Genomic DNA, 23763 nt, shown 5'->3' on the forward strand with positions numbered 1-23763 from the left:
GGCCGGCCGGACCCGCGGTCCGGGGGCCACGGCGGGGTGGCCGGAGGACGCCGCGGGCCGGTGGCGACAATCGTCGCCACCGGCCCGACATCGTGGCACGGGTTACTCGGCGCCCGCCGGAAGCACCCGGTCGGCCTCGGCGCGCGCACCGGCCAGCACCTTCGCCTGCTGCGGCCAGGTGGCCAGGCCGGGCGCGGCGCGCAGGCCGGCCGCCTTCACGGTCTCCCGCAGCGCGGCCTCGTCCAGCTCGGCGAGCTGCCGGTAGGTGCGGATGCCGGCCTCCTGCAGCGCGGCGGCCAGCTTCGGCCCGATGCCCTGGATGCGGCGGAAGTCGTCCGGCGTGTCGGTGCCCGCCGGCGCGTCGTTCTCCGCCGAGCTGCGGGGTGCCGGGACGACAGGCGTGGCCGCCGGCTCGGTGCCGGTGATGGTGGCCGGCTCCGACACCGCGCCGACCGGCGTCGGCGTCGCGTCCACCGCGGGCTCGTCCTCGACGGTCGGCTCGGCGTCCACCGACGGCGTCGCGTCCACAGCGACCGGCTCCGGGGCGGTGGTCGGCTCCGGGGCGGTGACCGGCTCCGAGACGGCGATCGGTTCCGGAGCGGTGATGGGCTCCGGGGTGTCGATCGGCTCCGAGGCGACCGGGGTCGGGGCGGCGGCCGACTCCGCGCCGGTGAGCGGCTTCGAGTCGTCCGGGGCGGTGGTGGGCTCGGGCTCGGCGGTGACGACGACCGGCTCGCGGTCGGTGCCGGCGGGGTCGGTGTCGAGACGCGCGGCGCTGTCCTCCTCGACCGGGCGCGGCTGGTCGGTCACGGCGGCGGGCGCCGGCGACTCGTCGACCACCGCGACGGGCCGCGCTTCGTCGACGGTGGCGGTCACCTCGGTGGCCGGGGCGGCGGCACCCTCCACGGTGGGCGTCGAGGTGTCGGCGCCGGACCGGCGGCCGAACACCGCCCAGCCGACGCCCACTCCGATGAGCAGGGCCAGGATCACGAGCAGCCACTGCCCGAAGCTCGACGGCATGGTCAACCTCCTTCTATGTACGTGCACGATTGTCACGAGAAAGCTCGGGGCAGCTTCGCACACGTGCGCGCGGGGCGACAGGCAGGTCGGCGCCGGGGCCCGGCGGTGGGACCGGCCGCGCCGGGCGGTGGCCGGAGGATGACCGTGGGTGGGGGAGGGCACCCCGGGACCTGGTGCCGTGCGCGGTCCCGGGGTGCCCCCGTCGGTGGCCCGCGCCGGTCAGTGGATCCGGTCGGGCGCGGTGGCGTCGGCGGAGTCCCAGCTGTAGAAGCAGCCGGCCACGGCGTCGCGGGGGGAGTGCCAGGTCGGCAGGTACGGCGAGGTGTGCGCGGACAGCCGCTCGTTGACGCGTTCGTAGAGCGGGTTGTCGCGCAGCTCGGCGGCCAGGTCGGGGGCGACGTCGACGGTCTCCATCAGATGGACGCACAGGTCGTGCAGGTAGTACAGCGACCGGTGCCGGACGCCGGTGAGCCGGGGCAGGTCGGTCGCGTCGGACTCGGCGAAGATCTGGGCCACCCGGCCCTGCGATCCGGGCACGATCCGGCTGACCACCAACAGTCGACTCATCGCAGACCCCTCTCGCCGCGCCGCCGCCGCGCCGAACCCGGCCGGCCGGCGGCGGTCGTCGTACGTCCACGGTGTCGGTGCGGGTGTCACCTCGCCGTCACGGCGTACCCCTGGGCATTGATGGCGGTGGTGAGGTCGCGCCGCGCGGGTGCGGCGCGGGGCCGCGTGGCGCGGTGGCGGGGGTCCGGCCGGGACGCCGTGGTGGCGGGTCCGGGCGGCTGGCCCGGCGGATCGGGGCGAGGGTGTCGTCGAGCAGCGCGGTCATCGCCGGGGACGGTTCCAGGCGGAGTTCGCGCAGGAGCATGTCCCGGTAGACGTAGAAGGAGTGCACCGCCTCGAACGCGTTGCCCTCGGCCAGGTGGATGCGGACGACCAGCCGGTGCGGGGTCTCGCGCAGGGGTTCGGCGGCCATCGCCTCCAGCGCCGCCTCCAACGCCTCGCCGTGGCGGCCGGCGACGAGGTGGTTGCCGGCCAGTTCCTCCAGCATGTGCAGGCGGAGTTGGCGCAGCCGTTCCCGTTCCAGCAGCACCCAGTCGTCGTACCAGCCGGGGAGCAGGTCGTGCCGGCCGGCGCCGGTGACGCCGCGGGGGAGGGCGCCCTCGCGGACCCGGGCGGCGGCCGCGACCAGCTCGTCGGTGTCGAGGTGGACGGTGGGGTCGAGGCGGACGGTGTCGCCGTCGGTGCGCAGCGGGCAGCACGGGTCCTGGCGCAGCCGCCACAGCGCGGTGCGCAGCGAGGAGAGCGCCCGTTCCTCGGGGTTCTCGGGCCAGAGCAGCCCGGCGAGGTGACTGCGGGTGGCGCCCGGGCGCAGCCCGATGAGCGCGATGACGCGTTGCAGGCCGCGGGGCACCACCACCGGCACGCCGTCGTGCAGCAGTTGGAAGCCGCCGAGCAGGTGCAGTGCCACCCGGGGGGTGTGGTCGCCCGCCGTCGGCATCGTCGATCCACCGGACACGGCGCACCCCCCACCGTCGGGAACGGGGTCCCGACTGTCCTGTCTGCCCGGATCTGCTCGCCCGCGACTCCTCGCCGGCGATGTGCCGTGGCCGGGCCGATCGGAACGGAGAATATCAACGTCTGTTACTCTCAGTCAACGTCGGGAGACGTCGTTGACTGTCCGTAACGGACTCGTAAGTCGGCCGTGATCTGCGAATAAGTGTCGCCAACCGGTAACCGGAAGTGGATCTTCGCATAGCTCATGCACAGTTTGCGTCAACGCAGCGTCACCATCCCCGTGGCCCGATGGTGGCCGGTTGACGCCCGGTTGACGACCCCGGCGGCACGGTGAGCCATCCGTGCGGCGTGACCGCTCCGCCGCGCACCGGGACGTACTCAGGGAGGCCGCGGATGGACCGATCGCTCATCGTCGCCAAGGTGGTGCCCACCGCCGAGGACCGGGTCGCCGAGATCTTCGCCGAGTCCGACGCGACCGAGCTGCCCGGCCTGGTCGGCGTGCGACACCGCGCCCTCTACCGGCTGCACGACCTCTACGTGCACCTGCTGGAGACCGAGACGCCGACCGAGGGCGCGGTCGAGGACGCCCGTGGGCACCCCGAGTTCGTGCGGATCAGCCAGCGGCTGCGGCCGTACGTCTCGCCGTACCTGCCGACCTGGCGCTCGCCCCGCGACGCCATGGCGCACTGTTTCTACCGCTACGACGCCCCGGGTCACCCGGCGAACCCGTACGACGCCGCCGGGCGGCGGCCGTGACCACCACCGCGCCCCGGGACGAGCAGCTCTGGTCACGGTGCGACGGCTGCGCCTCGCTGCTCTACCGCAAGCGGCTGCGCCGCAACCTGGACGTCTGCCCGGAGTGCGGGTCGCACGCGCGGCTGGACGCGCCGGAGCGGGTGGCGCAACTCGTCGACCCGGACTCGTTCACCCCGCTGCCGGACCGGGCGGTCCGGGTCGACCCGATCGACTTCGTCGACGTGGTGCCGTACCCGCACCGGCTCGGCGCGGCCCGCACGGGCACCGGCCTGGACGAGGCGGTCCTCTGCGGCACCGCCCGGCTGGGCGGGCACCCGGTCGCGCTGGCGGTGATGGACTTCCGTTTCCTCGGCGGCAGCCTCGGCTGCGCGGTCGGTGAGCTGATCACCCGCACCGCCGAGCGGGCGCTCGCCGACGGCACCCCGCTGGTGCTGGTCACCGCCTCGGGCGGGGCGCGGATGCAGGAGGGCGCGCTGTCGCTGATGCAGATGGCCACCGTCAGCCAGGCCCTCGCCGGGCTGCGCGAGGCGGGCCTGCTCACGGTCAGCGTGGTCACCGACCCCACGTACGGCGGCGTGGCCGCGTCGTTCGCCACCAACACCGACGTGGTGCTCGCCGAGAGCGGCGCCCGGCTGGGCTTCGCCGGCCCCCGGGTGATCCGCCAGGTCACCGGCGCGACGCTGCCGGACGGTTTCCAGACCGCGGAGTACCTGCTGCGGCACGGCCAGGTCGACCTCGTGGTGCCCCGGCACGCGTTGCGGGGCCGGCTGGCCGCGCTGCTCGCCGCCGCCGAGGCCGGTCGCCGTCCGCCGGCGGCCCGGCCGGCGTCACGTCCGGCCGTCGCGGCGCCCGCCGTCGCGGGTCCGGCCGGCGACCCCTGGGAGACGGTACGCACCGCCCGGCACCCCGGTCGACCCACCACCCTGGACTATCTGGAGACCGCGTTCGACGGCTTCGTCGAGCTGCACGGCGACCGCCTCGGCGCGGACTGCCCGGCGATCGTCGGCGGCGTGGCCCGCCTCGACGGCCGCCCGGTGATGGTGATCGGTCACCAGAAGGGACACACCACCGCCGAGCTGGTGGCCCGCAACTTCGGAATGGCCTCCCCGGCCGGGCACCGCAAGGCGCTGCGGCTGATGCGGCTCGCGGCCCGGCTCCGGCTGCCGGTGGTGACGCTCGTGGACACGCCGGGCGCGGACCCCGGCGTGGCCGCCGAGCAGCAGGGCCAGGCGGCGGCGATCGCGGAGAACATCCTCGCGCTGAGCGTGCTGCCCACGCCGGTGGTCGCGGTGGTCACCGGCGAGGGCGGCAGCGGCGGCGCGCTGGCGCTCGCGGTCGCCGACCGGGTGCTCATGCTGGAGCACGCGGTCTACTCGGTGATCAGCCCGGAGGGCTGCGCGGCGATCCTGTGGCCGGACAGCTCGGCCGCGCCCCAGGCCGCCCGGGCGCTGCGGCTGACCGGCGCCGACCTGTGCCGCCTCGGCGTGGTCGACGAGCTGGTGCCGGAGCCGAGCCCGGCCGCACACGGCGACCCGGCCGGCGCGGCGGAACACCTGCGCCGGGCCGTGGCGGCGAACCTCGCCCCGCTGCTCACGGTGCCCCCGGCGACCCTGGTGCGCCGCCGCCGCCAGCGCTTCCGTCGCTTCGGCGCGGCCCGCTCCGCCGGCCCGCCGGCGACGACCGTGCCGGGCGGGACCGCGTCGGCCGGCGGCCGGCCGGAGGTGGCGTGATGACCGACGACGGGTCCGAGCAGGTGCTGGACGGGCTGCGCCGGCAGGCCCGCCGGCTGGTCGACGACCTGGCCGGCCCGGTGCGCCGGGTGCGGCTGCGCAGCGGGGACGCGGCGCTGGAGGTGGAGTGGCACGACCCGGTGCCGGCGCCCCGCGACGCGACCCCGCCGGCCGTCGAGCCGGTAGCCCCGGCCGGCCCGGTGCCGGCCCCGGTCACCGACCGCCCGGCCGTGCGCTCGCCCGTGGTGGGCACGTTCTACCGGGCCCCGGAGCCCGGCGCCGCGCCGTTCGTCGCGGTCGGCGACCTGGTCCGGCCGGGCCAGGTGATCGGCATCGTGGAGGCGATGAAGCTGATGAACGAGGTGACCGCCGGCCAGGCCGGCCGGGTGGTCGAGGTGCTCGTCGACGACGGCAAGCCGGTCGAGTACGACCAGCCGCTCATCGCCCTGGAACCGGTCACCGGACGGGACGCCTGATGTTCGACAAGGTGCTGATCGCCAACCGGGGCGAGATCGCGCTGCGGGTGCTGCGCGCCTGCCGGGAACTCGGCGTGCGGACCGTGGTGGTGCACTCCAGCGCCGACGCCGACTCGCTGCCGGTGCGACTGGCCGACGAGGCGGTCCGGATCGGCCCGGCGGCCAGCCGCCGCAGCTACCTCAACGCCGCGGCGATCGTCGAGGCGGCCCGGCAGACCGGCGCGCAGGCGGTCCACCCCGGTTACGGCTTCCTCTCCGAGGACGCCGACTTCGCCGAGATCTGCGCGGAGAACGGGCTGGTCTTCGTCGGCCCGCCGCCGCAGGTGATGGCCGCGCTGGCGGACAAGTCCAGCGCCCGCGCGCTGATGAGCCGGGCCGGCCTGCCGCTGCCGCCGGGCAGCGTGCGGACGTCGCCGACGGTGGCCGAGGCGCAGGAGGTGGCCGCCGAGGTCGGCTACCCGGTGATCGTCAAGGCCGCGGCCGGCGGGGGCGGGCGCGGGATGACCGTGGTGCGCTCCGCCGCCGAGCTGCCCCGCGCGTACGCCCGCACCCGCGCCGCCGCGCAGGTCGCCTTCGGCGACGACCGGGTGTACGTCGAGCGATACCTCGCCGACGCCCGTCACGTGGAGGTGCAGGTGCTCTGCGACGGCCAGGGCAACGGCGTGCACCTGGGCACCCGGGACTGCTCGGTGCAGCGCCGGCACCAGAAGCTGGTCGAGGAGGCCCCGGCGCCGGCGCTGCGACCGGCCACCCTGGACACGCTCGCCGAGGTCGCGCTGCGCGGCGCGCTGTCGGTCGGCTTCACCGGCGTCGGCACCGTCGAGTTCCTGGTGGACGACGCGGAACGGGCCCACTTCCTGGAGATCAACTGCCGGATCCAGGTGGAGCACCCGGTCACCGAGATGGTCACCGGCGTCGACCTGGTGCACGAACAGCTCCACGTCGCCGCCGGCACGCCGCTGCGGCTGCGCCAGTCCGACGTGCGGCTGCACGGGGTGGCGATCGAGTGCCGGGTCAACGTGGAGGACCCGGACCGCGACTTCGCGCCCGCGCCCGGCCGGCTGGAGCGGTTCCGACCGCCCGGCGGCCCGTTCACCCGGGTCGACACGCACGGTCACGTCGGCTACCTGGTCAGCCCGCACTACGACTCGCTGCTGGCCAAGGTGGCGGTCTGGGCGCCGGACCGCGACGCCGCGCTGGACCGGCTGGACCGGGCGCTTGCCGAGTTCGACGTGGCTGGACCCGGCGTCCGCACCACCATCCCGTTCGCCCGGCGGGTGCTGCGCGACAGCGCCTTCCGGGCCGCCCGGCACACCACCGCGCTCGTCGAACGCCTGCTCGCCCCGCACCCCGGGGACGCCGCCCCGCACCCCGTGCCCGATCCGCGCGGCGCGGCCGACCCGGCCGGCCGTACCCCCGCTCCCGCCGTGCCCGCCGCCGGCCCGACCACCTGGAGGAACCCATGACCCTCGCCCCCGACCGCCCGCTGACCAGTGAGATCACCGACATCCTGGTGACGAACTGCGGCCTGGACCCGGAGGCGGCCGCCGCCGCGCCGGCGGCCAGCCTGGAGGAACTGGGCATGGACTCGCTGGCGCTGCTCGAACTCGCCGCGGTGGTGGCCGACAGGTATCGGGTGAAGATCCCCGAGCAGGCCGGCGGGCTGAGCATCGACGGCGTCGCGGACCTGGTCGCGCGCCGCGCGGACCCGCCCGGGCACACCGAGAACGGGGTGGACATCGCCGCGCCGCTGCCGCTGGTCTGGGACGTCACCAACGACGTGGCCCGGTGGACCGAGCTGTTCACCGAGTACGCGGTGGCCGAGATCCTGCACCGCGACGGCGACACGGTCCGCTTCCGGCTCACCATGCACCCGGACGACAACGGCGTGGCGTGGAGCTGGGTCAGCGAACGCACCGCCGACGCGGCCAGCCGGCAGGTGCACGCCCGGCGGGTGGAGACCGGGCCGTTCGAGTACATGCGCATCCACTGGCGCTACGAGGAGATCCCCGGCGGCACCCGGATGACCTGGACCCAGGACTTCGCCATGAAGCCCGGCGCGCCGCTCGACAACGCCGGCATGACCGAGCGGATCAACACCAACAGCGCGGTCCAGCTCGCCGTGATCAAGGAGAAGATCGAGCGGGCGTACGCGGCGGGAGGCACCCGATGACCGACACCACCACCGGCCGGGTCCGCGCCCACGACGTGCCCGCCGACCGGCGGCGCGGCGGGGAGCTGCGGGTGCTGCTCGGCCCGAAGACCGTCGGCAGCACCTCCGGCTTCATGGGCGTCGCCGCGCTCGCGCCGGGGGAGAGCATCGCCGAGCACTACCACCCGTACAGCGAGGAGTTCCTCTACGTGGCGCGCGGCGCCATCACCGTCGACCTGGACGACCAGCCGGTCCCGGTGGCCGCCGGCGAGGCGCTGTACGTGCCGAAGGACGTCCGGCACCGGCTGCGCAACACCGGCGACGAGCCGGCCGAGGTGGTCTTCCACCTCGGCCCGCTCGCGCCCCGCCCGGAACTCGGCCACGTCGACACCGAGAGCGCCGCCCCACCGCCACGGGAGCCGTCGTGACCGGCCGGCGCACCGTGGTCACCGGCATCGGGGTGGTGGCCCCCGGCGGCGCCACCCGGGACCGGTTCTGGAAGACGATCACCGAGGGGCGGACCGCCACCCGGCGGATCAGCTTCTTCGACCCGTCGCCGTTCCGCTCGCAGATCGCCGCCGAGTGCGACTTCGACCCGGACGCCGCCGGGATCACCCTGGCCGAGCGGCAGCGCGCCGACAGGTACGTGCAGTTCGCGCTCGCCTGCTCCGCCGAGGCGCTCGCCGACAGCGGGCTGACGCTCACCGACGCCGAGCGGGAGCGGGCCGGCGTGGTGCTGGGCACCGCCGTCGGCGGCACCATGGCGCTGGAACAGGAGTACGTCCGGGTCAGCGACTCCGGCCGGCACTGGCTGGTCGACCACACCCTCGGCGGCCCGTACCTCTACCAGGCGCTGGTGCCCAGCAGCCTGGCCGCGGACGTGGCCTGCCGGCACGGCCTGCACGGCCCGGCCCAGGTGGTCTCCACCGGCTGCACCTCCGGCATCGACGCGATCGGGTACGCCCACCAGCTCGTCGCCGACGGCGAGGCCGACGTCGTGCTCGCCGGGGCCGCCGACTCGCCGATCTCCCCGGTCACCGTCGCCTCGTTCGACGCGATCGGGGCCACCAGCCCGGACAACGACGACCCGGAGCACGCGTCCCGGCCGTTCGACGCCGACCGGCACGGCTTCGTGCTCGCCGAGGGCGCGGCGGTGCTGGTGCTGGAGGAGGCCGAGCACGCCCGCCGCCGGGGCGCGCACGTCTACTGCGAGGTCGCCGGCTACGCCAGCCGCAGCAACGGCTTCCACATGACCGGCCTGCGGCCGGACGGCGCGGAGATGGCGGTGGCCATCACCGACGCGCTGCGCCAGGCCCGGCTCGCCCCGTCCGCCGTGTCGTACGTCAGCGCGCACGGCTCCGGCACCCGGCAGAACGACAGGCACGAGACCGCCGCGTTCAAGCGCGCGCTCGGCCCGACCGCGTACCGGGTCCCGATCAGCTCGATCAAGTCGATGGTCGGGCACTCGCTGGGCGCGATCGGCTCGATCGAGATGGCCGCCTGCGCGTTGGCCATCGAGTACGGCGTGGTCCCGCCGACCGCCAACTGGACCACCCGGGACCCGGAGTGCGACCTGGACTACGTGCCGAACGAGGCCCGGGAGGTGCCGGTGGACGTGGCGCTCTCGGTGGGCAGCGGGTTCGGCGGCTTCCAGTCCGCGATGGTGTTCCGCCGCCTCGTCGGTGTTCCGGCATGACGGCGCGGGCGGTGGTGACCGGCATCGGCGTGGTCGCGCCCAGCGGCGTCGGCTCCGACGCGCACTGGGCCACCGTGGCGGCCGGGACCCGGCGCACCGGGCCGGTCACGCTGTTCGACCCGGCGTCCTACCCGACCCGGGTGGCCGGCGAGGTGGCCGACTTCGACCCGGCCGGGTTCGTCGACGCCCGGCAGCGGGTGCAGACCGACAGGTGGAGCCACCTCGGTTTCGCCGCCACCCGGCTGGCGCTGGCCGACGCCGGGCTGGCGGACGTCTCGCCCGACCCGTACCGGTGGGCGGTGACGCTGGCCAGCTCCTCCGGCGGCAACCTGTTCGGGCAGCGGGAGCTGCAACGGCTCTGGGGCGGGCCGACCCGCACCGTCGGGGCGTACCAGTCGATCGCCTGGTTCTACGCGGCGAGCGTCGGCCAGTTGTCGATCCGGCACCAGTTCAAGGGCCCGTCCGGGGTGACCGTGTCCGAGGCGGCCGGCGGGCTGGACAGCCTGGCGCACGCGGTGCGCACGGTCCGGCGGGGCACCCCGGTGGTGATCGCCGGGGCGACCGAGTGCCCGCTGAGCCCGTACGCGCTGGCCTGCCAGCTCCGCTCCGGACTGCTCAGCGACGTCGCCGACCCGCAGCGTGCGTACCGGCCGTTCGACGTCGCGGCCAGCGGTTACGTGCCGGCCGAGGGGGGCGCGGTGTTCGTGGTGGAGGAGTTGGGGCACGCGCTGGGCCGGGGCGCCCGGATCTACGGGGAGATCACCGGCTGGGCGGCCACCCACGACGCCGCACCCACCGACCCGGAGCACGGGCCGGACCCGACGCACTACGCCCGCGCGGTGAAGCTGGCCCTGGACCGGGCCGCGGTCCGCCCGCACGACGTGGACGTGATCTGGCCGGACGCGCTCGGTGTGCCGGCGTACGACCGGGCCGAGGCGGGCGCGCTGCGGGCCGTGTTCGGCGACCGGACGCCGCCGGTGACCACGCAGAAGCCGCTGACCGGCCGCGCCCACCAGGGTTCGTCGGCGTTGGACGCGGCCACCGCGCTGCTCGCGTTCTCCCGTGGCGTGCTGCCGGTCTCCGCCGGCCCGGACGAGCCGGCGCCCGGGTGCGAGCTGACGTTCCTGCGCGAGCCCCGCCCGCCGCGCAGCCGGATCGCGCTCGTCGGCGCGCGCGGGTTCGACGGGTTCAACAGCGCCCTGGTGCTGCGGGGCGCCGCGCCCCCGCCGGCCACGGCGGGCTGAGCGGCCGGCCGCGCCCGGCGCAGGGTGGCGCGGCCGGCGGGCCACCAAGCCGGCGTGCGCTCGATCCTGCCTGTCCGATCGAGCCTGAGCAATCCACCCAGCCGCTGTTTTGGATCTAGCCATTTGCATCTGGCGATGCGGAGAAGACCCGACGTAGGGTTCCGTCAGCTCCCAAGGGGAGCGGGTCTCACGTATCTCTAGGCTGGGCGGTGGCGGGTCGTGACCGGGGCAGAGAATCCACAGGCGACGGCGGGTTGGGTGGACGAGGTCCTGCTCGCCGGTCCGGCCGGCGACGTCTGCCTGCGCCTGCCCCAACCTGTCGACCGGGGCACGCTGCGCCGGCTGGTCGGCGAGGCGCAGGAGCGGATGACCGGGGCCGGGCTGCGTCCCGGCGGGGCGGTCGCGCTGCGCCTGCCGCCGTCGCTGGCGTACGTGGCGCACCTGCTCGCCACCTGGCGGGCCGGCGGCCAGGCGGTGCTGCTCGACCACCGGCTCACCGACCACGAGGTCGACCGGGCGCTGCACCGGCTGCACCCGCAGGTGGTGGTCGCGCCGGTGCGCTCCGGCGGCGGCGCGCTGCGCGTCTTCGTCGACGTCACCGCCGGGGTGAGCGCCTGGTCCGACCGGCCGGCCGGCAGCCCGCACGCGGTGATCCAGCTCAGCTCCGGCTCCACCGGGCCGTCCAAGGTGATCGGTCGCACCGCCGAGGACCTGGTCGCCGAGGTGCGCCGCTACACCGAGATCGACGGGGTGGCCCGACCCGGCGAGCGGATCATCCTGCTGCCCAGCATGGTGCACGTGCTCGGCCTGGTCGGCGGCCTGCTCTACGGCCTGCACGCGGGCGTCGAGCTGTGCCCGCCGGAGCGGCTCAGCGGCGACGCGGTGCTCGCCGCCGTCGCCGCCCAGGACACCCCGGCCACCGTGCTCGGCGTGCCGTTCCACATCGGCCTGCTCGCCTCCACCCTGCCCGGCGGGCCGTTGCCCCAGCTCGCCCGGATGACCACCGGCGGCGAGCTGGTGCCCGCCGCGGTCGCCCGGGCCTTCACCGACCGCTACGGCGTCCCGCTGGGCAACATGTACGGGATGACCGAGGTCGGCGTCATCGGCACCGACCTGTACGGACGCCACCGGCCCGCCATCGCGCCCGCCCCCGGCATCCGGGTGCGGGAACAGGACGGCGAGCTGTGGGTGAGCTGCCCGGCCAACCCGTACGTCGGGCTCGCCGACCCGACCCGCTGGGCCGACGGCTGGCTGCACACCCGCGACGCCGGCGTGGTCGACCCGGACACCGGGCTGGTGACCATCCGCGGCCGGCTCGACTCGCAGGTGTCGGTGGGCGGCCTCAAGGTCGACCTGACCGAGGTGGAGGCCACCGTCGCCGGGCTGCCCGGCGTCACCGCCGCGGTGGTGGTCTGGGACGACGGGATCAGCGCCTACGTGCAGCACGACGGCGCGCTGACCGAGGACGCGCTGGACCGCCTGCTCGCCGAGCGGCTGGCCGGCTTCAAACGGCCCCGCGCCCTGCACCTGCTCGACAGGTTGCCCCGCACCACCACCGGCAAGCTGGTCCGCTCCGTCCCGGCGCTGCGGGAGGCGGTCTCGTGACCGGCCCGCTGCGCGAGCACGACCACCACCGCGCGTCCGGCGGGCGACCGGCGTACCCCGATCCCAACCCGGTCCGACCGGACGGCGCGCCACCCGCGCGCCGGACCCGCCGCCGCGTCAGCTCCCGTGCGACGCCGACGGCCCGGCCGGTCCCTGAAGGACACGGTGTCCCGACCGGGCACCGGTAACTGTTTCACCTGGAAATGAGGTTCCGCCCATGCGCGACGAGGTCCGCACCTTCGTCATCGAGCAGCTCGCCGACATGAACTACGACGTCGAGGAGATCGACGACGCCACCACCCTCGGCCCCTCCGGCGTCGACCTGGAATCGCTGGCGCTGGCCGACCTCGCCGTGCGCGTCGAGGACCGCTACGGGTTGAAGTTCGCCGACGACGAGTCGGAGAAGCTGGCGCTAATGACGGTCGGCGAGTTCACCACCATGGTGGCCGACCGGGCCGCCGCGAACAGCGACCACTCCTGATGCCCGGTCAGCCCGACCTGGGGCGAGCTGACCTGGTGAGCATGCTCGCCGAACTGACCGCGAAACCCGCCGACCAGGTGCCGGACCGGGTCGGCTCGATGGAGCTGGCCTGGCTGGTGCACCTCGTCGAACAGCGCTACGACCGCCGGCTCGACCTCACCGACGACCAGCTCGCCGGCATCCGCACCGTCGACGACGCGCTTGCGGTGTTCCACACCTCGCTCACCGCTCCCGCTGATGGCTGAGCGGGATCTCGTACGGATCACCGGCACGCACGCGGTCAGCGCCCTCGGCAGGGGCGCCGACGCGTTGCTGGCCGGGGTGCTCACCGGCGCCCCGGCGTTCACCCCGGTGCGCCGTTTCGACACCACCGGCCGCCGGGTCACCGTGGCCGCCACCCTGCCGGAGACCGGCACGCTCGCCGACGAGCTCGCCGACGCCGTCGACCACGTCGTACGGGCCGTCGGGCTGGGCCCGGCCGACCGGGCGGGCACGGCGCTGTTCCTGGCCACCCACGGCGGGCCGCCCTCGCTGCCCGTACCGGATCGGGCGCCGGAGCCGACGGTGCCGGCGCTCGCCGACCACCTGGCGTCCCGGTGCGGCCTGGGCGGGCGGACCCGGGTCTACACCACCGCCTGCGTGTCGGCGAGCACCGCGGTCGCCGACGCGGCGGCGCTGATCCGCCGCGGCGACCTGGAGCGGGTCGTCGTCGCGGCCGGCTACCTGGTCGAACCGGACCAGTACGCGCTCTTCGACGCCGGCCGGGCGCTCGCCGCCGACGGGGCGGTACGCCCGTTCAGCGCCGGCCGCACCGGTCTGCTGCTCGGCGACGGGGTGGCGGCGGTGGTGCTGGAGTCGGCCGACGCCGCCGGCCGACGGGGCGCGGAGACGGTGGCTACGGTGGCCGGGTGGGGACGGGCCGGGGACGCCTACCACCCGTGCCAGCCGCATCCCGGCGGGGACGGGCTGGCGCGCGCGGTGGACGCGGCGTTGCGCCGCGCCGGGCTGCCCCCGGGCGCGGTCGGCTACGTCAACGCGAACGCCACCGGCACCGCGTTCAGCGACGCCTCCGAGGCGGCGGCGTTGCGGCGGGTCTTCGGCGAGCGGACCGGGCGGTTGCCGGTCAGCTCCACCAAGTCGGTGCACGGGCACGCGTTGGAGGCGTCCGGGCTGCTCGAGCTGGTGGTCACCGTGCTGGCGCTGCGGGACGGCAAGCTGCCGCCCACCGCCGGCTGGCTGGCCCCCGACCCGGACTGCCCGCTGGACGTCATCCGCGACGCGCCCCGTCCCGCCGCCACCGGGCACGCCCTGACCCTCAACGCCGCCTTCGGCGGCGCCAACACCGCGCTCCTGGTGAGTGCCCCGTGACCGCCCCACCGCACCACCCCACTCCGCGATCTTGCACGTTCGGCCCCGACGGAAGTGGCACAACGCCCATACCGGGGGCACCAACTGCAAGATCGACGAGCTGGGGGGTGCTGGCCGAGGCGCGCTGGCCCGAGGACGGCGACGGGAGAGCACCGGCCCTGCCGGGGTTCGTGCACTCGGAGTTCGCGCCGCTGGTGGCGGCGGTCGCCGAGCGGTGCCTCGCACGGCGCTACGGGTCCGGGCCGCTGCCGGCCGGGAACCGGACGGCGGTGCTGCTGGCCAGCGCGAGCGGGGACACCGCCGGCGCGGCGCACGTGCGGGCCACCGTGGCCGCCGGCGGGCGGGTCGGACCGCTGTTCTTCTTCCAGTCGGTGCCGAACAGCGTGGCCGGGCACGTCGCGGCGCGCTGGGGACTGGACGGGCCGGTGGTGTGCCTGAGCCCCACCGGCGACCCGAGGGCCGAGGGCGAGGCCGAGGCCGAGCTGTTACGCGACGACGGCGACGCCGCACAGGCGTTGCTGATCCTGATCGAACTGGCACCGGACGGTACGCCGGGCGAGGCGACCGCGGTGCTGCTGGGGGAGGGGACACGTCAATGAGGACGAAGGGACTGCGCGGCGCGCTGGCCGCCGACACCGAACTGGGCGCGGGCAACGTGCTCGCCCGGGTGCTGGCCCACGGCGCCGACCCGGACGGTCCGGGGCTCACGTTCGACACCGCCGTCGACGGCCGCCCGGCCGAGACGCCGCTGACGCTCGGCGAGCTGGACCGGATGGTCGCCGCCCGGGCGGCCTGGCTGCACGAACGCGGGGTGCGCCGGCGTGACCCGGTCGCGGTCTGGGCCGGCGCCGCCGCCGACATGGTGCTGTCGTTCCTGGCGCTGACCCGGCTCGGCGCGATCCCGGCGCTGATGAACGGCAAGCTGCGCCCGGAGATCGCCGCCGAGTACATCCGCCGGCTGCGCGCCGCCGGGGTGCTCGCCGACGCGGCGCACGCCGCCGCGCTGGCCGGGCACGACCTGGGCGCACCGCTGCTCGGCGAGCCGGCGACGGCCGGCGCCGGGGACCCGGACGCCGCGCCCGCGCCGTACCGGCACCACCAGGACGACCCGATCGTGATCACCCACACCTCCGGCACCACCGGCGTGCCGAAGGCGGTGCTGCACTCGCACGCCAGCCTCTTCGCCGCCACCCGGCACCTGCTGTCCATGCCGCAGGCGCAGGGCACCCGCCGGATCCTCAACGCGCTGCCCGCCCCGCACACCGCCACCGTGCTCATGGTCAACCAGGCGCTGGGTAACCGGGCCGAGATGTTCCTCCTCTCCGAGCAGGGCGGCGAGCGGGTGCTCGACGCGATCCAGCGCTGGCGCCCGGACGGCGTCTTCGGCTTCTCGGTGACCTGGGCGGAGCTGGCCCGTTTCGACCTGTCCGGCTACGACCTCGACTCGGTGCGGCTGTGGTTCAACACCGGCGACTGCTCGCACGAGCCGCACGTGCGCCGGCTGGTCGCGGTCGGCTCCCGGGACGTGGTGACCCGCGAGGGCGTGACCCGGGTGCCCGGCTCGGTCTTCATCGACGGGCTCGGCTCCAGCGAGATGGGCCACTCGATGTTCCACGTCACGCACACCGTGGACACCAACCACTACGGCCGCTGCGTCGGCCGCCCCTACCGGTTCGCGACCGTCGCCGTGCTCGACGCCGACGGCAACGAGCTGCCCGCCGGGCAGGTCGGCTGGCTGGGCATCGACTCGCCGTCGCTGTTCCGCGGCTACTGGAACGACTCGGTCACCACCTACCGCTACCGGCTGCGCGGCTGGTACCTCACCGGCGACCTGGTGTACGCCGACGACGACGGCCGCTACTACCACCTCGACCGGGCTGTCGACTCGATCGAGACGGCCGACGGGAGGCGCTTCTTCACCGCGCTGTCCGAGGAACGGATCCTCGCCGCCTGCGCCGACGTCACCGACTGCACGGTGGTGATCGTCAAGGCGGACGACGGCGACGTCACCACGGACGTGCTGCTGGAACTGGCCGCCGGGGCCGACCCGGCGCAGGACCGCACTGCCCGCATCCGCGCCGCGCTCGGCCCGGACGTCGCGGCCACGCTGCGCCGGGTGGTGCCGGTACGCGCCGACGACATCCCGGTCACCGTCACCGGCAAGGTGCGCAAGGTGGCGCTGCGCGAGCGCTACCTGACCGAGGCGCCGTCATGACCGCGCTGATCACCGGCATGGGCCTGTTCACCCCGGTCGGGCGGGGCGTGGTCGAGACGTTCGACGCGTTGCTCACCGGCCGGTCCGGGCTGCGCCGCCCCCCGGAGGGACACCCGGCGCGCGACAGCCTGGAGGTGGCCGGGGTGCTGCCGCCGATCGACCCGCGCACCGTCGCCTTCGGCCCGGAGACGAAGATCCTCGACCGGGTCGTGCTGCTCGCCCTGATCACCGCCGCGGAGGCGCTCGCCGACGCCGGCATCGAGGTCGGGCGCGACGTCGACCCGGAGCGGATCGCGGTGATCGTCGGCGGCGTCGGCGGGATGTCCACGCTGGAGAGCCAGGTCCTCGCCCGCGCCGACCGGGGCCGGGCCGCGGTCAGCCCCTACCTGCTCACCGGCATCCTGCCGAACATGCCCTCGGCGCGTATCGCCATCGCGCACGGCATCCGCGGTTACAGCTCGGCGGTCGGCACGGCCTGCGCCTCCGGCGCCCAGGCCGTCGCCGACGGGGTACGCCTCATCCGCGCCGACGAGGCCGACGTGGTGGTCTGCGGGGCCAGCGAGGCGCCGCTGTTCGGCACGTTCGCCGACACCTTCGGCAACGCCCGGGCGCTGGCCCGGGGTTGGGACGAGCCCACCGAGGCCAGCCGGCCGTTCGACAAGCGGCGCAACGGTTTCGTGCTCGCCGAGGGCGCGGCGCTGCTGGTGCTGGAGCGGGCCTCGCACGCCGCCGCGCGGGGCGTCACCGGTTACGCCGAGGTCGCCGGCTACGGGACGACCACCGACGCGTACCACCCGACCGCGCCGCGACCGGACGGCGCCGGCGCGGCCGCGTGCATGCGCAAGGCGCTCGCCGCCGGCCGGATCTCGCCGGCCGACGTCGGCTACGTCAACGCGCACGGCACCGGCACGAAGCTGGGCGACGTCGCCGAGACCACCGCGCTGGCCGAGGTGTTCGGCGTCGGCGGCGTGCCGGTCAGCTCCACCAAGGCGCTCACCGGGCACCTGCTCGGCGCGTCCGGGGTGCTGGAGACGGCGGCCACCGCGCTGGCGCTCGGGCGTGGCCTGCTGCCACCCACCTACCACCTGGACGACCCGGACCCGGAGTGCGAGGCGGACCACGTCCGCGCCGTGCCCCGGTCCACCCGCACCGACCACGCGCTGACGAACTCGTTCGGGTTCGGCGGCCAGAACGTCAGCCTGCTGCTGCGCCGGGTCGCCACCCCGGCCACGGACTGACCGGACTCCAACCCCGGGCGAGGTGCCCGGGTCTCGACCACGGGGGATGAGGGGGAAGCCCATGCACGTCAACGGCATAGACCATCTGGAGCTGTACGTGGGGGACGCCCGGCAGGCGGCCTTCTACTTCGACACGGCGGTCGGGTTCCGGCTGCACGGCCAGGGCGGCCCGGAGACCGGGCTGGGCGGGCAGCGGTCGCTGCTGCTGGCGCAGGCCGGCATCCGGCTGCTGCTCACCACCGGCCTGTCCGCCGAACACCCGGCCGCCACCTACGTGCACCGGCACGGCGACGGCATCGCGGTGGTGGCCCTCGCGGTCGACGACGCCGCCGGGGCGTACGCGGAGCTGGTGGACCGGGGCGCGACGCCGGTGACGCCACCGCGGACCTACACCGGCGCGGACGCCGAGGTGGTGCTCGCCGAGGTCGGCGGCTTCGGCGACGTGCTGCACCGCCTCGTCGAGCGGCGCGGCGACCGGAGCGTGTTCCTGCCCGGCGCGATCGAGCCGGTGCCGGCCGCGGACGGCGACGCGCTGCTGGCCGAGGTGGACCACCTGGCGGTCTGCGTGCCGCCCGGGCAGCTCGACGAGACGGTCGCGCACTACGAGAAGGTGTTCGGCTTCGCCGAGATCTTCGACGAGCACATCGAGGTCGCCGGGCAGGCGATGAACTCCAAGGTGGTGCAGAGCCCGTCCGGGCAGGTGACCCTGGTGCTGCTGGAGCCGGACACCGGCGCCCGGCCCGGGCAGATCGAGGACTTCCTGCGCTGGCACGCCGGCGCCGGGGTGCAGCACCTCGGGCTGCGCACCGACGACATCGTCGCCACCGTCGGCGCGCTCGCCGGCCGGGGCGTCCGGTTCGCCCGCACGCCCGGCGCCTACTACGACGACCTGGAACAGCGGGTCGGGCGGCTCGACGCGCCCGTCGACCGGCTGCGCGAGCTGAGCATCCTGGTCGACTCCGACCACGACGGGCAGCTCCTGCAGATCTTCACCGAGTCGATGCACGTGCGCCGCACGCTCTTCCTGGAGGTGATCGAGCGGCGCGGGGCGCGCACCTTCGGCAGCGGCAACATCAAGGCGCTCTACGAGGCGAAGGAACGTGAGCTGGCCGCGGCGGGGGCGACCCCCACCGTCGCGGCCGGAGGGAGTGCAGGGGTATGACGACAATCGATCCCGGGCTGACCGTCGAGGAGGAGGCGCTGCTGCCCTCCGACGACGACGTCCGGCACTACGCCGAACACGGCTGGTACCTGTCGAAGAAGCTGCTCACCGACGAGGAGGTGGACGCCCTCGTCGCGGCGACGGACCGCTACTACGCGGGGGAGCGCGACCGGCGGCTGCCGGTGCGCCCGCCGAAGCTGGCCTACTGGGACCCGTCGCGCGGCGACGTGCAACGGCACAACGACTACGTCCACCACGAGCACGACGGCATCGCCCGGATCCTGCGCAAGCCGCTGATCGGGGCGGTCGCCGCCCGGCTGGCCCGGGCCGTCGAGATCCGGATCTTCCAGTCCACGCTGATCTGGAAGCCGCCGGTCGCCGGCGAGCCGTCCAACATCGTGCCGTGGCACTTCGACAAGCACTACTGGGCGTCGTCGTCGTCGGAGAACATGCTCACCGCGTTCATCCCGTTCCACGACTGCGGCGAGGAGATGGGCACCATCACCATGGTCGACGGCTCCCACCGGTGGCGGGAGATCGGCGCCGACGACACCGTGGTCCGGCACTTCGCCGACCGGGACCGCGACCAGCTCGAGGTGATGCTTGCCGAGAACGCGGCGTACAACCACGCCGAGATCCGCAAGGTGCCCATGGTGATCCCGAAGGGACACATGAGCTTCCACCACTGCCGCACCTACCACGGCAGCGGCGCCAACGTCAGCGGACGCCCCCGACGGGCGGTCTCGCTGCACCTGCAGGACGGCGACAACGCCTGGCGGGAGTATCCGCTCTCCGACGGCTCGCTCGCCGCGTACAACCACGACGTGCTGGTCCGCCGCACCCACGAGGGCCGGCCGGACTACGCGGACCCCGATTACTGCCCGGTCATCTGGCGCGACCGCGCCCAGCAGGGAGGCTGACAATGTCACGGTACGACTGGGGGAAGACGCACCCGGGCATCGAGCGGCTGGAACGGGCGGTGACCGAGCGGCGTGACGTGGTGGTCAAGCACCCGCTCTACGCCAACCTCGACACCCACGAGGCGCTCGTCACCTTCATGGAGCACCACGTCTTCGCGGTCTGGGACTTCATGTCCCTGCTGAAGTCGCTGCAACGCCAGCTCACCTGCGTCACCGTGCCGTGGATCCCGACCGGGCCGACCGGCAGCCGCCGCCTCATCAACGACATCGTCATGGTGGAGGAGAGCGACGAGCTGGGTGAGGGCTACATCAGCCACTTCGAGCTGTACGTCAACGGCATGACCGAGGCCGGCGCCGACACCACCGCCGTGACCAGCCTGGTCGACCTGCTGCGCGCCGGCCGGCCGGTCACCGAGGCGCTCGGCGCGGCAGGCGTGCCGGCGGCCTCGGCCGCGTTCGCCGGCACCACCTGGCGGATCATCGAGAGCACGCCGGTGCACTGCCAGGCGGCGGCGTTCGCGTTCGGCCGGGAGGACCTCATCCCGGAGATGTTCACCCAGGTCGTCGCCGTCAACGAGCGCAGCAACCGGCTCAACACGTTCGTCGACTACCTGGAGCGGCACATCGAGGTCGACGGCGAGCAGCACACCCCGATGGCCATGCAGATGCTCGCCGACCTGTGCGGCGACGACGACACCAAGTGGCAGGAGTGCGCGGACACGGTGAACGACGCGCTGGCCGCCCGGGCCCGGCTCTGGGACGACATCCTCGCCGCGATCAAGGAGGGCCGTCCGGCGTGACCGGAGCCGACCCGGCCGCGCTCTACCGGACCGTCCGGCTGATCCGCCGCTTCGAGGAGCGCGCGATCGAGCTGGTCGACGCCGGGGAGATCGTCGGCGGCATCCACCCCTACCTGGGCCAGGAGGGGATCGCCGCCGGGGTGTGCGCGGCGCTGGCCGCCGACGACCTGGTCACCGGCACCCACCGCGGGCACGGGCACGTGCTGGCCAAGGGCGCCGACCCGGCCCGGATGCTGGCCGAGCTGTGCGGCCGGGTCACCGGGCTCAACCGCGGCCGGGGCGGCTCCATGCACGCCGCCGACTTCGGCGTCGGCGTACTCGGCGCCAACGCCATCGTCGGAGCCGCCGGCGCGATCCTCACCGGTGCGGTGTGGGAGCGCCGGCGGCGCGGCGCCGACGTGGTCGGCGCGACGTTCTTCGGCGACGGCGCGGTCAACGAGGGGATGCTGCTGGAGGCGTTCAACCTGGCCGCGCTCTGGCGGGTGCCGGTGCTGTTCGTCTGCGAGAACAACGGCTACGCCACCACCATGCCGGTCGCCGGCGCGGTCGCCGGCACGATCGCCGGGCGGGCCGAGGCGTTCGGCATGCCGGCGACCGCCGTCGACGGCCAGGACCCGGAGACGGTACGCGCGGCGAGCGCCGCCGCCGTCGCGCGGATGCGCGTCGGCGGCGGCCCCGAGCTGATCGAGGCGCACACCTACCGCTTCGACGCCCACCACACCTTCGAACACCGGGTACGCCTCGACTACCGGTCGCCGCGGGAGGTGGCCGAGGGCCGCTCCCGCGACCCGGTCGACATCCAGGGCGCACGGCTGGCCCCGGCGGTGCGGGCCGAGGTGGACGCGGCGGTGGAGGCGGTCCTCGACGCCGCCGTCGACTTCGCGCTGGCCGGCCCGCACCCCGACCCGGCGACCGCCCTGGACCACCTGTACGCCAGCGGGCTGACCGCCCGGACCGGAGGTGGCTGATGCCCCGGCTCTCCTATCGCAGGGCGCTCACCCGGGCGCTCGCCGACGAGATGACCCGCGACGAGTCGGTCGTGGTGCTCGGTGAGGACATCCGGGTGGCCGCCGCGAACGTCACCACCGGCCTGCTGAAGAGGTTCGGCCCGGAGCGGGTGCGCGACACCCCGCTGTCCGAGCAGGCGTTCACCAGCTTCGCCACCGGCGCGGCGCTGGCCGGGGCCCGCCCGGTGGTGGAGTTCCAGATCCCGTCGCTGCTGTTCCTGGTCTTCGAGCAGATCGTCAACCACGCGCACAAGTTCCCGCTGATGACCGGCGGCCAGTGCGCGGTGCCGGTCACCTACGTGGTGCCCGGTTCCGGCTCCCGCACCGGCTGGGCCGGGCAGCACTCCGACCACCCGTACGCGCTCTTCGCCCACGTCGGGGTGACCACCGTGGTGCCGGCCACCCCGGCCGACGCGTACGGGCTGCTGGTCTCCGCGATCCGCTGCGACGACCCGGTGGTGGTGTTCGCCCCGGCCGGCGCGCTGGAGCTGCGGGAGGACGTGACCGACCCGGCGCCGGTGCCGCTGGGTCGGGGCGTGGTCCGCCGGCCGGGCGACGACGTGACGGTGGTCGCGGTCGGGCACCTGGTGCACGACGCGCTCGCGGTCGCCGAGGAGCTGTCCGGCCAGGCGTCGGTCGAGGTGTTCGACCCCCGCACGCTGTACCCGTTCGACTTCGACGGGCTCGTCGACTCGGTGAGCCGCACCGGGCGCCTGGTGGTGGTGGACGACGGCAACCGCTCCTGCGGCATCGCCGGCGAGATCGTCGCGACGGTCGTGGAGCGGGTCCGGCTGGCCGCCCCGCCCCGGCGGGTCACCCGGCCCGACGGCGCCGTGCTGCCCTTCGCGCCGGCTCTGGACCGGGCCGTGCAGCCCGGCCGGGACCAGCTCACCGCCGCCATCCAACTGACCCTGAAGGACGGATGAACGATGGACACGAACTACCCGTGGCCGCCGCTGGGCGAGGCGTGGACCGACCTGCCCGAGTCGACCCGCGCGGCGATGGTGACGGCCGGCGCCGGCGCCTGGGAGGAGATCTTCCACGGTCGGGCCACCTACAACAAGCAGTGGCGACTGGCCCGTCCGCCGGTGCTCACCGCGGACGCGTTCCGCGAGTTGAACGAGGTCTGCGACCGGATCGTCCAGCTCATCCTGGAGGCGTGCCGGCGGCGGGCCCGCACCGCCGGTGAGCTGCGCCGGCTGCTCGACGTGCCGGACGGGGAGACCCGGCTGCTGGACCCGGACGAGGAGCTGCACGACGGGCTGCTGGCCGCGTACCGCCCGGATGTGCTGTTCTCCGGCGGGGTGCCGTGCATCGTGGAGTACAACATCGACAGCAGTCTCGGCGGCGGCTTCGACGCCGACACGGTGATCCAGCGGTACGCGGAGCTGTACCGCGCGCACGGCCTGCTCGACGGCGTCCGGCCCGCGCCGTCCCTGCTGGACCAGCGGTTCGTCGCCATCCGGGACGGCCTCGGCCTGCCCGACGGCGCGCGGGTGGCGCTGCTGATGGATTTCGAGGCGGAGTATCCGGGGCTGGACGACCCGGAGACGTTCATCCGGATCCTCTCCCCGCTCGCCGACCAGGCCCGGCGCTTCGGCATCGACCTGGTCATCGCCCCGGTCGCCACCGCCACGCTCGACGACGAGAGCCGGCTGGTCGTCGGCGGCGCCCCGGTGGACGCGCTGTTCCGGCTCTTCGTGCCGAACCGGGTCACGCCCAGCGCCGGCCTGGACGCGGTGGCCGGCGCGTTGGCGGCCGGGACGCTGCCGATGTTCGTCAGCAGCGCGGCCTGGCTGCTCAGCAACAAGCTGAACTACGCCTGGCTCTGGGCCGACCTGGACCTGCTGCCGGAGCCGGACCGGGCGCTGATCCGCCGGTACGTGCCGCACACCGTCGCGCTGACCGCCGACCAGCTCGACCGGGCGCTCGCCGAGCAGGCCGAACTGGTGGCGAAGCCGGCCGGCGGCTCGGCCGGGCACGGGGTGCTGATCGGGCCGGAGTGCAGCGCGGTGGCCTGGGAGGACGGGGTCCGCGCCGCGATCGACGAGGGCGGTCACATCCTGCAGCGCTACCACGAGGCGGACCGGGTGGCGATGGACTTCGTGCAGATCGAGACCGGCGAGACGGTGACCGCCGCCGTCCCGTACAGCCTCGCCCCGTACCTGTTCGGCCGCACCGGTTCCGGCGCGCTGGCGCGCGTCGGCTATCCCGGCTGCGAGGGGGTGCTCAACCTGGCCCGGGGCGTCCTGATGACCGGCATCCTGCTCACCGACTGACAGAGATGATGTTTGTGAGCACCTCCCGCCGAGGTCTGACCCACCGACTGACTGACTTCGGGTCTTCAACGGGATTTGTCGGCCTCGGTCGGG

24 protein-coding genes are annotated in these 23763 nt (G+C 74.9%); 21 read left to right on the plus strand and 3 right to left on the minus strand.

Annotated features, from left to right (window positions below):
• Positions 1-102: 102 nt before the first annotated feature.
• The 3 genes from ACIA5A_RS07710 to ACIA5A_RS07720 form a co-directional block, all read right to left on the minus strand.
• Positions 103-1020, minus strand: coding sequence for a helix-hairpin-helix domain-containing protein (locus ACIA5A_RS07710; protein WP_396757663.1), 918 nt, complete (start codon positions 1018-1020; stop codon positions 103-105).
• A gap of 219 nt (positions 1021-1239) precedes the next feature.
• The gene (locus ACIA5A_RS07715) at positions 1240-1587 is read right to left on the minus strand and encodes a TcmI family type II polyketide cyclase (RefSeq protein WP_396757666.1); all 348 of its coding nucleotides are present in this window, start codon (positions 1585-1587) and stop codon (positions 1240-1242) included.
• 97 nt (positions 1588-1684) lie between these two features.
• The gene (locus ACIA5A_RS07720) at positions 1685-2524 is read right to left on the minus strand and encodes a BTAD domain-containing putative transcriptional regulator (RefSeq protein ID WP_396757669.1); all 840 of its coding nucleotides are present in this window, start codon (positions 2522-2524) and stop codon (positions 1685-1687) included.
• A 410-nt stretch (positions 2525-2934) separates the two neighbouring features.
• On the opposite strand from ACIA5A_RS07720, the gene ACIA5A_RS07725 reads away from it, so the two are divergent.
• From ACIA5A_RS07725 to ACIA5A_RS07825, 21 genes are all read left to right on the plus strand, one after another.
• The gene (locus tag ACIA5A_RS07725; RefSeq protein WP_396757672.1) at positions 2935-3297 is read left to right on the plus strand and encodes a TcmI family type II polyketide cyclase; all 363 of its coding nucleotides are present in this window, start codon (positions 2935-2937) and stop codon (positions 3295-3297) included.
• Positions 3294-5027 (plus strand): acetyl-CoA carboxylase carboxyltransferase subunit alpha, encoded by a 1734-nt coding sequence (locus ACIA5A_RS07730; RefSeq protein WP_396757674.1) that lies wholly within the window; start codon positions 3294-3296, stop codon positions 5025-5027. The genes ACIA5A_RS07725 and ACIA5A_RS07730 overlap by 4 nt, the downstream gene beginning before the upstream one ends.
• On the plus strand, positions 5027-5503 hold the full coding sequence (gene accB, locus ACIA5A_RS07735) for an acetyl-CoA carboxylase biotin carboxyl carrier protein (protein WP_396757677.1): 477 nt from the start codon (positions 5027-5029) through the stop codon (positions 5501-5503). The genes ACIA5A_RS07730 and accB overlap by 1 nt, the downstream gene beginning before the upstream one ends.
• Positions 5503-6969 (plus strand): acetyl/propionyl/methylcrotonyl-CoA carboxylase subunit alpha, encoded by a 1467-nt coding sequence (locus tag ACIA5A_RS07740; RefSeq protein ID WP_396757680.1) that lies wholly within the window; start codon positions 5503-5505, stop codon positions 6967-6969. Before accB ends, ACIA5A_RS07740 begins: the two co-directional genes overlap by 1 nt.
• A complete protein-coding gene (locus ACIA5A_RS07745; RefSeq protein WP_396757683.1) occupies positions 6966-7676 on the plus strand; it encodes an SRPBCC family protein in 711 nt (236 codons plus the stop codon). Before ACIA5A_RS07740 ends, ACIA5A_RS07745 begins: the two co-directional genes overlap by 4 nt.
• On the plus strand, positions 7673-8083 hold the full coding sequence (locus ACIA5A_RS07750; RefSeq protein ID WP_396757686.1) for a cupin domain-containing protein: 411 nt from the start codon (positions 7673-7675) through the stop codon (positions 8081-8083). The genes ACIA5A_RS07745 and ACIA5A_RS07750 overlap by 4 nt, the downstream gene beginning before the upstream one ends.
• Entirely contained in the window at positions 8080-9351 is a 1272-nt protein-coding gene (locus ACIA5A_RS07755) for a beta-ketoacyl-[acyl-carrier-protein] synthase family protein (protein WP_396757689.1), read from the plus strand. The genes ACIA5A_RS07750 and ACIA5A_RS07755 overlap by 4 nt, the downstream gene beginning before the upstream one ends.
• Positions 9348-10595, plus strand: coding sequence for a beta-ketoacyl synthase N-terminal-like domain-containing protein (locus ACIA5A_RS07760; RefSeq protein WP_396757692.1), 1248 nt, complete (start codon positions 9348-9350; stop codon positions 10593-10595). Before ACIA5A_RS07755 ends, ACIA5A_RS07760 begins: the two co-directional genes overlap by 4 nt.
• Before the next feature lie 219 nt (positions 10596-10814).
• Complete coding sequence (locus ACIA5A_RS07765) at positions 10815-12200, plus strand: class I adenylate-forming enzyme family protein (RefSeq protein WP_396757694.1); 1386 nt, start codon at positions 10815-10817, stop codon at positions 12198-12200.
• A gap of 217 nt (positions 12201-12417) precedes the next feature.
• A complete protein-coding gene (locus ACIA5A_RS07770) occupies positions 12418-12681 on the plus strand; it encodes an acyl carrier protein (RefSeq protein ID WP_091056030.1) in 264 nt (87 codons plus the stop codon).
• Positions 12681-12926 (plus strand): hypothetical protein, encoded by a 246-nt coding sequence (locus ACIA5A_RS07775; RefSeq protein WP_091056033.1) that lies wholly within the window; start codon positions 12681-12683, stop codon positions 12924-12926. The genes ACIA5A_RS07770 and ACIA5A_RS07775 overlap by 1 nt, the downstream gene beginning before the upstream one ends.
• On the plus strand, positions 12919-14049 hold the full coding sequence (locus ACIA5A_RS07780; RefSeq protein ID WP_396757698.1) for a beta-ketoacyl-[acyl-carrier-protein] synthase family protein: 1131 nt from the start codon (positions 12919-12921) through the stop codon (positions 14047-14049). The genes ACIA5A_RS07775 and ACIA5A_RS07780 overlap by 8 nt, the downstream gene beginning before the upstream one ends.
• A gap of 107 nt (positions 14050-14156) precedes the next feature.
• Positions 14157-14648, plus strand: a complete 492-nt coding sequence (locus tag ACIA5A_RS07785; protein ID WP_396757700.1) for a hypothetical protein — start codon at positions 14157-14159, stop codon at positions 14646-14648.
• Positions 14645-16264, plus strand: a complete 1620-nt coding sequence (locus ACIA5A_RS07790; protein WP_396757703.1) for a class I adenylate-forming enzyme family protein — start codon at positions 14645-14647, stop codon at positions 16262-16264. The genes ACIA5A_RS07785 and ACIA5A_RS07790 overlap by 4 nt, the downstream gene beginning before the upstream one ends.
• The gene (locus ACIA5A_RS07795) at positions 16261-17502 is read left to right on the plus strand and encodes a beta-ketoacyl-[acyl-carrier-protein] synthase family protein (protein ID WP_396757706.1); all 1242 of its coding nucleotides are present in this window, start codon (positions 16261-16263) and stop codon (positions 17500-17502) included. The genes ACIA5A_RS07790 and ACIA5A_RS07795 overlap by 4 nt, the downstream gene beginning before the upstream one ends.
• A 61-nt stretch (positions 17503-17563) precedes the next feature.
• Positions 17564-18664 (plus strand): 4-hydroxyphenylpyruvate dioxygenase, encoded by a 1101-nt coding sequence (gene hppD, locus ACIA5A_RS07800; protein WP_396757709.1) that lies wholly within the window; start codon positions 17564-17566, stop codon positions 18662-18664.
• A complete protein-coding gene (locus tag ACIA5A_RS07805) occupies positions 18661-19584 on the plus strand; it encodes a phytanoyl-CoA dioxygenase family protein (RefSeq protein WP_396757712.1) in 924 nt (307 codons plus the stop codon). Before hppD ends, ACIA5A_RS07805 begins: the two co-directional genes overlap by 4 nt.
• A gap of 2 nt (positions 19585-19586) precedes the next feature.
• Complete coding sequence (locus tag ACIA5A_RS07810) at positions 19587-20384, plus strand: DUF3050 domain-containing protein (protein ID WP_396757715.1); 798 nt, start codon at positions 19587-19589, stop codon at positions 20382-20384.
• Entirely contained in the window at positions 20381-21352 is a 972-nt protein-coding gene (locus tag ACIA5A_RS07815; protein ID WP_396757718.1) for a thiamine pyrophosphate-dependent dehydrogenase E1 component subunit alpha, read from the plus strand. The genes ACIA5A_RS07810 and ACIA5A_RS07815 overlap by 4 nt, the downstream gene beginning before the upstream one ends.
• A complete protein-coding gene (locus ACIA5A_RS07820; RefSeq protein ID WP_396757721.1) occupies positions 21352-22317 on the plus strand; it encodes an alpha-ketoacid dehydrogenase subunit beta in 966 nt (321 codons plus the stop codon). The genes ACIA5A_RS07815 and ACIA5A_RS07820 overlap by 1 nt, the downstream gene beginning before the upstream one ends.
• Before the next feature lie 3 nt (positions 22318-22320).
• Positions 22321-23670 (plus strand): hypothetical protein, encoded by a 1350-nt coding sequence (locus ACIA5A_RS07825; protein WP_396757724.1) that lies wholly within the window; start codon positions 22321-22323, stop codon positions 23668-23670.
• Positions 23671-23763 lie beyond the last annotated feature (93 nt).

The organism is Micromonospora sp. NPDC051300, assembly GCF_044455315.1.
Classification (GTDB): domain Bacteria; phylum Actinomycetota; class Actinomycetes; order Mycobacteriales; family Micromonosporaceae; genus Micromonospora; species Micromonospora robiginosa.